The organism is Collinsella sp. TF06-26 (assembly GCF_002232035.1).
Classification (GTDB): domain Bacteria; phylum Actinomycetota; class Coriobacteriia; order Coriobacteriales; family Coriobacteriaceae; genus Collinsella.
The window spans coordinates 83,543-95,774 of the sequence record NZ_NKXR01000010.1; the positions used below are offsets into that span (position 1 = coordinate 83,543).

Genomic DNA, 12,232 nt, shown 5'->3' on the forward strand with positions numbered 1-12,232 from the left:
GCCCTACTCGGCGGGAATTACGCTGCCGTCCTGGAAGCCAACATTGTTGTGGGCAAAGCAGTCCTCGTACTTAAAGCCGGAGAGCTCCTCGCAAAGCGCCTTGACCTCGGGCTTGACGTCGGCCATCTTGCCACCCTCCTTGACACGGTGGATCTCGTCGCAAAGGATGTCACACTACTCCTTGTCAATCTTGATGCCGCGGGCAAGGACGGCCGCGAGCAGGAAGAAGCCGGCGCAGCCGATGAGCATGTAGCCGCAGATGTACAGAGGCACGGTGGCGGGCTGGGTCACGGCGTCGCTGTTGCCGGCGGTCTGAATGAAACCGGAGGCAGCAAGGACGATAGCCCATACGTTGACGGCAACAGCCTGGGCGATCTGCTGGCAGAGCTGCTGTGCGGAGCTGTAGATGCCCTCGCGACGACGCAGGGTGATGAGCTCATCGACATCGGGGATGTAGTTGAGCAGAACATCGGGCAGATACTGGAAGCCAACGTAGAAGAACTTCCAGATGGCGAAGATGATGGGGTAAGCGATCATGGCGATGGCGACCGTGGAGGTGCCGTTGATCTGACCAAAGGCGAAGTAGTTGTAGGCGATGATGCACGCGGCGCAACCGACGTTTGCCAGGTACCAAGACTTGTGGAAGCCCTTCTTGGCCATGAGGGCAACCCAGACGGCGGTGCAGACGATAGCGACGACCTTGCCGGGCATCTCCATCACGGACTCGTAGGACTTAGGAATCTGCAGGCAGTAGACGATGAAGAAGGACAGGCAGGCAGACCAGCAGGCGGCAGCGAGCTTCGTGGAGACCTGTGCATACAGGACCTTGCGGAAGGACTTGTTGCGGAACGTGGAGATAACGTCGATGAAGAACTTCTTGATGCCCTCGCCGACGCTCTCGATCTTCTCCTGAGCGACCTCCTCGGGGGTGTGCTCCCACGTGGACAGGTACACGCAGAGCAGCGAGATTGCCATGACCGAAGCGTTAATCGTAGCGATGATGAAATAGCTGAACGGGTTGGTCTCTCCGAAGGTGCCAAAGCCAAAGCCGACGAGTGCTGCCATCAGGAAGCCGGCGGCGTTGCCAAAGAGGTGCTTGTAGCCAGTGAGGTACGTACGCTCCTTGAAGTCATCGGTCATCTCGATGGTAAGCGGCGACAGGTTGGCGGTGCAGAACGTGTACGCGACGTTGTAGATCAGGTACAACACAAAGTAGTACGGGAAACCAAACGGCGTAGCCACAAAGATGAGCGGCTCGGCGACCATCATCGGGATAGCCAGCAAGATCCAGAAACGGCGGCGGCCAAAGATGCGGCCGATCTTGGTAGCGTAGAAGTTATCGGCCACAAAGCCCATGAGCGGGCACAGAATGGCGTTGAGATAGATGGCGAACGAGCTGATCAGCGCAGCCTCGCCTGCGGACAGACCGCACTCCGTGGACAGGAACAGCACCATGTAGCTGTGCGTAAAGCTCAGGGCACCGGAGTTGAGCATGCCGCCCATACCAAAGCCCAAGCGCGTCCAGAATGTGATCTTGCGCTTTTTACCGATCTTGTTAGTCATCGAGCTCCCTCTCTTTTCTCGATTGTCTTGTAACAAGACATTGGAGTCCATACCGATGTCTGTCTGCATATCGCCCACTCGTAGGGTGAACGTTTAGCTAGATTATGCGCGATTGCGTATGATAGGTGAACGTTCACTTGTATATTATCCTTGAACGGTCGTTTTTTGCCGTTAAACGGACATCTGACTTGAAAAAAATCACGATTACATGGGTATTGAGTGGGTTTAAATTTGAGGTCGATTAGGTGAACGTTTATTGTTTTCGCCGCTCCCGTACCCTCAGAAAGACACGCCCGAACAGACAGAACAAACATGGCCCCGCCGGGAACACTCCCGACGGGGCCATGGTCAATAGCGCCCTATGCGAACCCATTTACCGCTACAGGCAGACGCCGTCCTTCCAGATGCTGATCTCGTGACAGCCGCGGCGCTCGGCACTCGTAAGCTTGCCGCTCGCCGTCTCTAGCACCAGCTGGTACAGGTCGTGGGCAGCCTCGTCGAGCGTACGCTCGCCCGTGGCGACCACGCCGGCGTTAAAGTCCATCCAGTTGGCCTTGTGGTCGCACAGACGCTGGTTGGTGAACACCTTGAGTGTAGGCGCCGGTGCGCCAAACGGCGTGCCGCGGCCGGTCGAGAACAGGATTACGTGGCAGCCGGCAGCCGTCAGGGCCGTGGTGGATACCATGTCGTTACCCGGGCCGCACAGCATGTTCAGGCCATGCTTGGTAGCCTGACCGGCATACGGCAGCACGTCGACGATGGGGGCAGATCCGCCCTTTTGCACGCAGCCGCAGCTCTTGTCCTCGAGCGTGGTAATGCCGCCGTCCTTGTTGCCGGGGCTCGGGTTCTCATAGACGACCTCGCCGTGGCTGATAAAGTAGTCCTTAAAGCCGTTGAGCATGTCGGCCGCTGCGTTAAAGACGTCCTGGCTCTCACAGCGATCGAGCAGAATGCTCTCCGCGCCAAACATCTCGGGAACCTCGGTGAGCACCGACGTGCCGCCGCGGGCGACAACCATATCGCTCACGCGACCGATCGTGGGGTTGGCGATAATGCCCGAAAGACCGTCAGAGCCGCCGCACTTAAGGCCAATGACCAGCTCGGAGGCAGGAATGGGCTCACGCTTGGCCTGCTTGGCCAGGTCGGCAAGCTCGGACAGGATCTTGTGGCCCTCGACCTGCTCGTCGGCTACATCCTGACAGGTGAGGAAGCGAACGCGCTCGCGATCGAAGTCACCGAGCTCGTCGAGCACCTGCCGGTGCGTGCAGTTTTCGCAACCGAGCGACAGGAACAGCACGCCCGCAGCATTTGCGTGACGCGAGAGCGCCACCAGCAGACGGCGCGTCTGGGCATGGTCGGCACCGGTCTGCGAGCAGCCAAAGGGATGCGGGAAGTAGTAAACGCCCTCCAGCGAGCCCTCGACCAGATCCTGAGCCTGCTCGCACATGGCACGTGCGACCTCGTTGACGCAGCCGACCGTGGGGATGATCCACAGTTCGTTGCGCGTGGCGGCGCGGCCGTCAGCGCGGCGGAAGCCCATAAAGGTCTCGGGCTCAACCGGCTCAACGACCGGATGCGTCGGGTTGTAAGCGTACTCGACCTCGCCCGAAAGGTTGGTCTTGACGTTATGCGTATGAAGCCACTGACCGGGCTGGATGTCGCCCGTCACGTGGCCGATAGGAAGACCGTACTTGACGACGTCCTCCCCCGCCGCAATGGCACGCACGGCCATCTTGTGGCCCTGCGGAATATCCTCCGCGGCAACGACCTCGCCCACCCCGGGAACCGCGACGGCGGTGCCCTTGGCAAGCGGCGACAGCGCGACGATCACGTTGTCGTCCGGATTGATCTGGATAGTATTCATCACGAAGAGTCCTAACCCTACAGGTTGAGCAGAAGTCAGCGGGCGCCTGCCAGTTGCCCGGCGGGCGCACAGAAGGATTTAGGCCTGGGCGTTGGCGAAGGCCTGCTTGGCGCCCTCGACGCGCACGACGGCAAGCGCGTTGACGACAAACTCCTCAAGGCCGGCGATCTGCGTAAGGTCCTCGCCCCACATCTGCTCGTTGCTGAGCACGTCGTGCACCAGCTCGGCATCGTCTGCACCGGCGTGGGCGGCGTAGAAGTCGAGCACGAAGGCGTCGTCCTGAGCGGCGAACTCGGTGCCGTCGGCGCGGCGCAGGTGCAGGCCATCGCCCTCGCGAGCAACGAGCTCCTGCGTATAGAAGGCAATGAGCGTAGCGAGGCTCGTCGCCAGGCACTTGGGCAGGCTGCCGGTCTCGGCAACATAGTCCTTGAGCGTGGGCAGGTCGCGAGCGCGCCATTTGGCGGTTGAGTTGAGGCAAATGGAGAGCAGCGCGTGGTCGATAAACGGGTTGTCGAAGCGGTTCTCGACGGCGGCGGCAAAGGCCTTGCAGTCCTCGACATCCAGATCGGCGGCAAGCGTCGGGATGACCTCGTCGTAGAGCATGGTGTTCATGAAGCCACGGACGGTCTCGTCGTGCATGCAATCGCGCACGATGTCAAAGCCGGCAACCCAGGAGCCCGGAACAAAGGCAGTGTGGGCGCCGTTGAGGATGCGGACCTTGCGCTTCTTGTACGGGGTGACATCGGGGGTCACAAAGACGCCCGGCAGGCCGGCCTTCACGAAGGGCAGCTTCTCGGCAAGTGACTCGTCGCCCTGGATACCCCACATCTGGAAGGGCTCGCGCACGGCCAGGAAAGGATCCTCGTAGCCCAGGCGCTCGGCCACGGCAGCGGCCTCCTTGGGGTCGCGGATGCGGCCGGGGACGATAGTGTCGACGAGCGTGGTGCAGACGGTGCAGTCGTTGGCCATCCACTGCGCAAACTCGTCCTCCCAGCCCCAGTCGCTCACGTACTGGTTCATGATGCGCAGCAGCTCCTCGCCGTTGTGATCGATGAGCTCACAGGCGAGCACGATGACGCCCGGCTTGCCGGCGGCCCAGCGGGTGTGGAGCACCTGGACAAGCTTGGCGGGGAAGCTCGCGGGCGGCATGTCGTCGGCCTTGCAGGACGGATCGTAGGCGATACCGGCCTCGGTGGTGTTGGAGACGATAATCTCCAAATCGTCGGAGACGGCGACCTCCATCATGGCGCGGTAGTCGTCCTCACGATACGGATTGAGGCAGCGACTGCAGGCGCTGATCACACGGGACTCGTCGACCGTGTTGCCGTTCTCCTTACCGCGCACCAGCACGGTGTACAGGTCGTCCTGGGCATTGATGCCGTCGGCAAAGCCAAAGGCACCGCTGATGGGCTGGACCATGACAACCTTGCCGTTCCAGCCGGTTGCCTCGTTGCCCATGTCAAAGAAGCGGTCGACAAAGGCGCGCAGGAAATTGCCCTCGCCAAACTGCAGAACCTTCTCGGGCGCGTCCTTGGGCAGCAGGTAGCCCTTGTAGCCGATCTTCTCGAGCGTCTCGTAGCTGATGTTCTCCATCGATGTCTCTCCTTAAATTGCTGTTAGCGTGCAGGCAAAACGGGGGCGCCGCGTGTGGCAACGGCGCTCCCGAGTTCGGTGTGATTCGATGCGGGTTTAGGCCTCGACGGTATCCAGGTCAAAGCCAAAGTAGCGGACCGCGTTGTTGTAGCTGATGTCGCGCACGATGGCTCCCAGCAGCTCCATGTCGGCGGGGTACTTGCCCTGCTCGACCCACTCGCCGATCACGCCGCACAGCACGCGACGGAAGTACTCGTGACGCGGGTAGGACAGGAAGGAGCGGGAATCGGTAAGCATGCCCACAAAGTTGCCCAGCACGCCCTCGTTAGCCAGAGCCGTAAGCTGCTCGCGCATACCGATCTCGTTGTCGTTGAACCACCAGGCAGAGCCGTTCTGGATCTTGCCGGCGGTCGGAGCCTCCTGGAAGCAGCCCATCACGGTATCGATCATGGTGTTGTCGATGGGGTTCAGGCTGTACAGGATGGTCTTGGGCAGACCCGTGGACTCCTGGATGGAGTTGAGGAAATCGGCCAGCTGGTCGGACGGCGTGTAGTTGGAGATGCAGTCGTAGCCGGTGTCGGGACCGAGCTTGGCGAACATAGCGCGGTTGTTGTCACGCTTGCAGCCAAAGTGCAGCTGCATGGCCCAGCCAAGGCGGACATACTCGCCGGCGACGAACTGCATAAAGGCCGTCTTGTACTTGAGGACCTCGTCCTCGGTAAGCGGCTCGGCGGCAAGGCCCTTGGCAAAGATAGTCTCGATCTCGTCGGCGGTAGCCGGAACGTACATAACGTAGTCGAGCGCGTGGTCGGAAGCGCGGCAGCCCAGCTCGTGGGCGACCTCGTAGCGCTTGGAGATGGCGGCCTTCATGCCCTCGAAGTCGCTGATCTCAACGCCAGCAACCTCGGAGAGATGCTTGCAGTAGTCGGCGAACTCCTGGCCACGCTCGATGCGCAGGGCGGCATCGGGGCGCATGGCGGGAACGACCTGAACGTCAAAACTGTCGTCGGCGGCAATCTTCTTGTGCCACTCAAAGCTGTCGGCGGGGTCGTCGGTAGTGCAGATCATGCGGACGTTGGACTGCTTGATGAGGTTGCGGCAGGTAAAGCTGGCCTCGGCGAGCTTGGCGTTGGCAAGGTCCCAGACCTCCTGAGCGGTTTTGCCGTTCAGGACGCCCTCGTAGCCAAAGTAACGCTTAAGCTCCAGGTGGCTCCACTCAAAGACGGGGTTGCCCACGCAACGGCCCAGGGTCTCGGCCCACTTCTGGAACTTCTCGCGAGCAGGGGCATCGCCGGTAATGAAGCGCTCGTCGACGCCGTTGGCACGCATCAGGCGCCACTTGTAGTGGTCACCGCCCAGCCAAACCTCGGTGATGTTCTCAAAACGCTTGTCGTCCCAGATCTCCTTGGGAGAAATGTGGCAGTGGTAGTCAACGATGGGCATACCCTCGGCAAAGTTGTGGAACAGCTCCTCACCGGTTTTGGTGCTCAGCAGGAAATCCTGATCGTCCATGAAGTTTTTCATCAAACAACCCCTTTGTTGGCGGAGCGAGCGCACGATGCGCTCGTTATCCTCTAGGTGAACGTTCACTATACTAATTCATTGCGACTTAAAAGGTGAACGTTCACCTAACCACCATGGGGTGAACGGTCGATTTTGCCCGTTCAACGGTTACTGGAGCCGTGACTTGTATGTAGTGCGAATTGGCAGGCGTCCCCGAATACCGAACTTGAGCGCTTTGGCCAGGTGGGTCATGTTCCGCCGTGCATTTTTGGGAGTATTCAGCATCGGAGCGCACCGCGCACCGTCTTCGAAGCCCTATCTGATGCTCATATTGCGCCCAATCGGCATAAATAAGTGCCCCCGATGGCGAATTACGCCATCGGGGGCACTTAAAACAGTCGTCCTAGCCTCTTTCGGGACACGCCATTGCTGAATACTCCAAAAAATGCACGTCGCAAGAGGGGGTACCTGACTAAACGGCTAAATTCCCGCAAGCTCGCAGTAGCGGTCGACGTTGCTGGCAAACACCATCTCCACAGCACCCTTCTGCACGGGCTCCGCCGGAGTTTTACCCCACAGCAGATACTCGCCCAAGGTCTTGGCGCCACGGTAGGCCAGGCTCACCGGGTCCTTATAGACAATATTGGTAAAGATGCCACGGCGCAAGGCCAAGGCGCTCTCGGGGAACAGGTCGTTGCCGATTACCATGACCTTGCCGGCCTTGCCGCTCGAAACAAGCGCGTCGGCGACCACCTCGGAACCAACGGCAAAAACGCTACAGATGAGCTCGGGAGCATCCGGCGCACTCAAGCGCTGCTCAAGCTCGCGCTCGAGCTGTTTGACTTGCGCATGGGCGCCGGCAAGGTCCTCAACCTGCCATGGAATATCGTGTTCGCGCAGGTAATTATGAAAGGCGCGGGCGGTCAGGTAGTGTGAATCGGTATAGGGGTCGCCCGCCAACAGGAGCACGCGGGCGTCAGCCCCAGAAGCGTGGACCAGATTTGACGCCTGCTCTGCCATAAGACTGCCCGCTGCGGAATAGTCCGCCAGACTGGCACCCAGGCGATCGAGGTGCGGGCGGTCGCCGTCTACGAGCTCGATTGTCACGCCCGCCTCGGCAATCTGCCTCAAGAGCTCGGTCGCGCGGTCATCGCCCGGAACATAGGCAAGCAGACCGTCAATCTTCTCGCCTACCTGCAGACGCTCATCAATCAGCTCGAGCGCATCGGCGTAGCCGCCCACGCCAAATTCTACGCGCTCAACCGTAATGCCCTGATCGATGACCTCCTGCTCAAAGCGGTTGCAGCCTTCCCAAAGGTAACGGAAAAAGTACGCCCCCTCGCACGATGCGCGGGGCAGGCAAAACACCAGGTTGATATCCTTGCGGCGCAGGCTCGAGGCACTCGTATTGCGATGGTAACCCATGGCCTCGGCCTTAGCATTCACCTTGGAGCGCACGGATTCGCTCACGCCGGCCTTACCCGTCAGGGCCTTGTGCACGGTATTGATGGAAACGCCAAGCTCGGCGGCTATGTCCTTCATGGTTACGCGAGCGCTCATGGGGTTACTCCGTTATAGATAAGTTGCCAATTAACAGTACAGGTAACGATACCCCAAAATCACTCTTCGACTCGCCGCACTCGCCCCCAAATGTGCAAAGCGCCCCGCAAACGGATGCTCGCGAGGCGCTTGGATGACGGACCTTACTTGATACCGCGGCCCAAGTCTTCGGCAATTTTGTCCACGCCCTTAAGTGCGGCGCAGGTTTTTTTGTTGGAACAATGTCCCGTGCAAACGCCGCCCTGAGCGCAGTCGGCGCAGGTGCCCTTGCGATAAATGCGCACGCACACGGCGACAAACGCAATGCCGATAACAGCCAGTACAACAATATCGATAGGTGCCATAGCAAGCCTCCTCTAGTTAACCATCACTTACTTTACCCCATTCTCCACCTGCCAAAAAGGGACAGGTATATTTTGGTCGGTTTTATCTGCGGAGACGCCACATCTCCCTCACCAAAAAGCCCGAGTGTCGCTGGGACACCCGGGCTCGTGGAAAGGGGCTGATCCTTATTCGGACTTAAGCGGAAACTGCAGCGGAAGCGGTGTTGGTCTCGTCCTCGTCGGTCCAAGCGTGCTTGGGCATGGGACGGAAGATCTGGAAGAGCATCGCAGCCAGCAGCACGATGGCCACAACCGTCCAGATACCAAACTGCCCAAGAACAAGCAGGTTATAGAACTGGTTGATGAACAGGCCGATGACCCAAGCAAAGGCACACTCGTAGCCGATGGCAATCGCGGTCCACTTACCGGAGTTCATCTGGTTACGGATGGTGCCGATAGCGGCAAAGCACGGAGCGCACAGCAGGTTGAAGGCACCAAAGGCGACGCAAGCGCCCATGGTCGGGAACATAGCCGCAAACGCGGTCCACAGGCTCGGGTCGGTCTCGCCGGCGTCGGCAACGGACAGCAGCGAGCCGGCGGTGGCGACAACGTTCTCCTTGGCGACGAGGCCAGAGACGGTCAGTGCGGTGGCCTGCCAGGTGCTAAAGCCGAGCGGGGCGAAGATCCAAGCGACCAGGTTGCCGAACATGGCAAGCACGGAGTAATCCATGAACTCCTCGGGGATGCCCTCCATGGAAGGCAGGTAGCCAAAGGCGCCGTTGTAGCTACCAAAGTTGGAGAGGAACCAAACGACGACGGTGGACGCAAAGATGACCGTGCCGGCCTTCTTGATAAAGGCGAAGCAGCGCTCCCACACGTGCAGCGCCCAAGAGCGGATAGCCGGGAAGTGGTAGGCAGGAAGCTCCATAACAAACGGCGTCGGGCGGCCGGCGAAGAGCTTGGTCTTCTTGAGCATGAGGCCCGAGGCAATGACGGCAAAGACGCCCAGGAAGTAGAAGAGCGGGCTGATCCACGCAGCGGTGGTAGAAGAGTCGCCAATGATGGAACCCATAAGCAGGGCGATGATCGGCAGCTTGGCGCCGCAAGGGATGAACGTGGTGGTCATGACCGTCATGCGGCGGTCCTTCTCGTTCTCGATGGTCTTGGTAGCCATGACGCCGGGGACGCCGCAGCCCGAGGACACGAGCATGGGGATAAAGGACTTACCGGACAGGCCAAAGCGGCGGAACACGCGGTCCATGATGAAGGCGACGCGGGCCATGTAGCCGCAGTCCTCCAGGAAGGACAGCATCACAAAGAGCAGGAACATCTGCGGCACAAAGCCAAAGATTGCACCCAGGCCGCCGACGATGCCGTCGCAGACCAGCGAATCGACCAGGCCGCCGTCCTCGGTGCCGCCCGCCACAAGGGCGTCGTGCACCATGGTGGTGATACCCGGGACATAGGGGCCGTACTGTGCCGGGTCGACCGAGTCGGCATTGTCGCCCGCAGCCTCAACAGCTGCGTCATAGGCGTCGCGACCCTGACCGAGCACGTACCAGCCGTCGGTGCCGAAGAGTTGGTCGTTGGTGAAGTCAGTCACCGTGCCGCCGAGGGTAGAAACGGCGATGTAGTACACGCAGAACATGATCACGACGAAGATCGGCAGACCGAGGATGCGGTTGGTAACCACACGGTCGATCTTCTCGGAAGTGCTCATCTTGGCCGGAGCCTTGGTGAGGCACTCGTCGATGATGTGGGCAATCACGCCGTAGCGCTCGCCGGTGATGATGGACTCGGCATCGTCGTCGCAATCCTGCTCGCACTGGGCGACCAGCTGCTCGACGCGAGCGGCTTTCTCCTTAGTGAGGTTGATGAGCTTGCAGGCGTCCGCGTCGCGCTCGAACAGCTTGACGGCGTAGTAGCGACGCTTGTTGGCGGGAACGCTCGCCGGCAGATTGTTCTCGATGTGGTCCAGAACGTCCTCGATGGAGGAATCGAACTTGTGCTCCGGCACCTGGCCCTTGGAAGCAGCGGACTTCTTGACCTGCTCGAACAGCTCGTTGATGCCCTTGTTCTTAAGGGCCGAGATCATCATGACCGGGCAGCCGAGCTTCTTGGAGAGCTTGTCCGTGTCGATCTTGTCGCCGTTCTTCTCGACCAAGTCGGCCATGTTGAGGGCGACGACCACGGGCAGGCCGGTCTCGATAACCTGAAGCGCTAGGTACAGGTTGCGCTCGAGGTTGGTGGCGTCGACCACCTGGACGACGACATCGGGCTCGCCGCTCATGAGGTAATCGCGCGAGCACTGCTCCTCGGGGCTATAGGGAGAAAGCGAGTAGATGCCGGGGAGGTCCGTGATGGTAACGTTCTTGTCGCTCAGGAGCTTGGCTTCCTTTTTCTCAACCGTGACACCGGGCCAGTTGCCAACGTAGCCGTTGGCGCCGGTGATCAGGTTGAAAAGCGTGGTCTTGCCGCAGTTGGGGTTACCCGCCAGCGCGACATGGATCTGAGAATCCGCCATTCAATCCTTCTTCCTTGTGTGCCTGCGCTGCTTTCTCCGCGCGGGCTGGATAATGTGCTTCAACGTTGCAAGTTTAAGTTAGAAAATCCTAACTTTATCTGCAGAAATATTCGCCGTCGGCCCTTACTGGACCTCGACGACGGCAGCCTCCTCCTTGCGGATGGAAAGCTCGTAGCCGCGCACGTTGATCTCGACCGGATCACCGAGCGGTGCAACCTTTACGACCTTGAACGAAGTGCCCTTGATGAGCCCCAGGTCCATGAGGTGGCGGCGCAGCGCGCCCTCACCGTGAAGCTTGACGATGGTAGAGCTCTCGCCCACCTTAACGTCACCCAACGTCTTCATTTACTTGTCCCCCTTTCAGTTTTTACAGAATGCTGCGGACTAACCGACGGTCATGATATGCATGGCGACCTTGGAATCGATGCCAAAGCGTGCGCCCAGCACCGTGACGATGATGTTGGCGCCACTCGAGCTCACCACGTGGATCTCGCTGCCCTCGACAAAGCCGAGGTCCTTGAGGTGGTGCTTCATGTCCTCATTACCCTTTACACGAGACACGCGCACGGTTTCGCCCGCCTTTACCATCGAAAGCGGCATAGCCGGCATCTGCGGTCCGCAAGACATGAGTGAGCTCCTAACGTCAGTTCGTCCTCAACATCGACGCAGCAAAAGTTAACCACGTCTATGTTCGCTATAGTAAACTAGCACGTGGTTAACTTTTTGGAAAGGGTCCCTATTCAGTTTTCGGAAAAGTTTCCTATATGAAACAAAAGGGCGCGGCAAAGGACCATCCTTTACCACGCCCTGTCATGCTTAGAGCGAGAGGTTTCTAATCGATGTGACACAGGAAGCCTCGTCTACGCCCGAAACGCGGAACACGATGTCCTCGCCGCACTCACCATAGAGGGCCATGAGTCCCATGACATCGCGGCCATCCGTGTGGCGATCGCCGATGCTGACTGACACGTCGCTACGATGCTTGGCAATGATGTCATAGAGCAGCGCAACCGGGCGGGCATGAAGTCCCAACGGATCTTTAATCGTCTTCGTAAACTCGACCATGTCCCCTCCCGCGGCATCGCACATTCGGCCGGCAAACCCAGCCACGTGGTAGTTATTGTAGCGTTAGATGCTTGTCGAGAGCTCCTCTGAACACCTCGTGGGCAAAAAGTGGCAAATATGAGTACTGTCACCAATTTAGTAGCAGCAAAATCGAGAACAAAGTGCCTACTTTGAGCGATTCGAAGGTGGCGCGCGCAGACGTGGTGTAAGAGCGTCCCGAGGTCCGTCGCTGCAAGT

11 protein-coding genes are annotated in these 12,232 nt (G+C 59.5%); all 11 read right to left on the bottom strand.

Features of this window, described 5'->3' with window-relative positions; all coding sequences use genetic code 11:
- Window positions 1–3: 3 nt before the first annotated feature.
- Window positions 4–126 carry a hypothetical protein gene (locus CHY22_RS10270; RefSeq protein WP_255413293.1) on the bottom strand — a complete coding sequence of 41 codons (123 nt, stop codon included), beginning with the start codon at window positions 124–126 and terminating at the stop codon, window positions 4–6.
- Window positions 127–174: 48 nt separating this feature from the next.
- Window positions 175–1,563 carry an MFS transporter gene (locus CHY22_RS06940; RefSeq protein ID WP_158551176.1) on the bottom strand — a complete coding sequence of 463 codons (1,389 nt, stop codon included), beginning with the start codon at window positions 1,561–1,563 and terminating at the stop codon, window positions 175–177.
- A 379-nt stretch (window positions 1,564–1,942) separates the two neighbouring features.
- Entirely contained in the window at window positions 1,943–3,427 is a 1,485-nt protein-coding gene (locus CHY22_RS06945; protein ID WP_199408757.1) for an altronate dehydratase family protein, read from the bottom strand.
- Window positions 3,428–3,505: 78 nt separating this feature from the next.
- Window positions 3,506–5,020 (bottom strand): tagaturonate reductase, encoded by a 1,515-nt coding sequence (locus CHY22_RS06950; RefSeq protein WP_089573219.1) that lies wholly within the window; start codon window positions 5,018–5,020, stop codon window positions 3,506–3,508.
- A 96-nt stretch (window positions 5,021–5,116) separates the two neighbouring features.
- Window positions 5,117–6,544, bottom strand: a complete 1,428-nt coding sequence (gene uxaC, locus CHY22_RS06955; protein WP_089573220.1) for a glucuronate isomerase — start codon at window positions 6,542–6,544, stop codon at window positions 5,117–5,119.
- 459 nt (window positions 6,545–7,003) lie between these two features.
- Window positions 7,004–8,083, bottom strand: coding sequence for a substrate-binding domain-containing protein (locus CHY22_RS06960; RefSeq protein WP_089573221.1), 1,080 nt, complete (start codon window positions 8,081–8,083; stop codon window positions 7,004–7,006).
- 143 nt (window positions 8,084–8,226) lie between these two features.
- Window positions 8,227–8,427, bottom strand: coding sequence for a hypothetical protein (locus CHY22_RS06965; protein ID WP_035136858.1), 201 nt, complete (start codon window positions 8,425–8,427; stop codon window positions 8,227–8,229).
- 175 nt (window positions 8,428–8,602) lie between these two features.
- Entirely contained in the window at window positions 8,603–10,930 is a 2,328-nt protein-coding gene (locus tag CHY22_RS06970) for a ferrous iron transporter B (protein ID WP_089573222.1), read from the bottom strand.
- A 123-nt stretch (window positions 10,931–11,053) separates the two neighbouring features.
- Complete coding sequence (locus tag CHY22_RS06975; protein WP_006234774.1) at window positions 11,054–11,275, bottom strand: FeoA family protein; 222 nt, start codon at window positions 11,273–11,275, stop codon at window positions 11,054–11,056.
- 39 nt (window positions 11,276–11,314) lie between these two features.
- Window positions 11,315–11,557: a FeoA family protein gene (locus tag CHY22_RS06980; protein ID WP_040358815.1), complete on the bottom strand. Its 243-nt coding sequence runs from the start codon at window positions 11,555–11,557 to the stop codon at window positions 11,315–11,317.
- 189 nt (window positions 11,558–11,746) lie between these two features.
- Window positions 11,747–11,995, bottom strand: coding sequence for an HPr family phosphocarrier protein (locus CHY22_RS06985; protein WP_035136856.1), 249 nt, complete (start codon window positions 11,993–11,995; stop codon window positions 11,747–11,749).
- Window positions 11,996–12,232: the final 237 nt, after the last annotated feature.

Excerpts from the sequence above, each read along its gene's own strand:
- CHY22_RS06945 (WP_199408757.1), bottom strand. The coding sequence starts at position 3,427 with ATGAATACTATCCAGATCAATCCGGACGACAACGTGATCGTCGCGCTG.
- CHY22_RS06940 (WP_158551176.1), bottom strand. The coding sequence starts at position 1,563 with ATGACTAACAAGATCGGTAAAAAGCGCAAGATCACATTCTGGACGCGC.
- CHY22_RS06970 (WP_089573222.1), bottom strand. The coding sequence starts at position 10,930 with ATGGCGGATTCTCAGATCCATGTCGCGCTGGCGGGTAACCCCAACTGC.
- CHY22_RS06950 (WP_089573219.1), bottom strand. The coding sequence starts at position 5,020 with ATGGAGAACATCAGCTACGAGACGCTCGAGAAGATCGGCTACAAGGGC.
- uxaC (WP_089573220.1), bottom strand. The coding sequence starts at position 6,544 with ATGAAAAACTTCATGGACGATCAGGATTTCCTGCTGAGCACCAAAACC.
- CHY22_RS06965 (WP_035136858.1), bottom strand. The coding sequence starts at position 8,427 with ATGGCACCTATCGATATTGTTGTACTGGCTGTTATCGGCATTGCGTTT.
- CHY22_RS06975 (WP_006234774.1), bottom strand. The coding sequence starts at position 11,275 with ATGAAGACGTTGGGTGACGTTAAGGTGGGCGAGAGCTCTACCATCGTC.
- CHY22_RS06960 (WP_089573221.1), bottom strand. The coding sequence starts at position 8,083 with ATGAGCGCTCGCGTAACCATGAAGGACATAGCCGCCGAGCTTGGCGTT.
- CHY22_RS06980 (WP_040358815.1), bottom strand. The coding sequence starts at position 11,557 with ATGTCTTGCGGACCGCAGATGCCGGCTATGCCGCTTTCGATGGTAAAG.
- CHY22_RS10270 (WP_255413293.1), bottom strand. The coding sequence starts at position 126 with ATGGCCGACGTCAAGCCCGAGGTCAAGGCGCTTTGCGAGGAGCTCTCC.
- CHY22_RS06985 (WP_035136856.1), bottom strand. The coding sequence starts at position 11,995 with ATGGTCGAGTTTACGAAGACGATTAAAGATCCGTTGGGACTTCATGCC.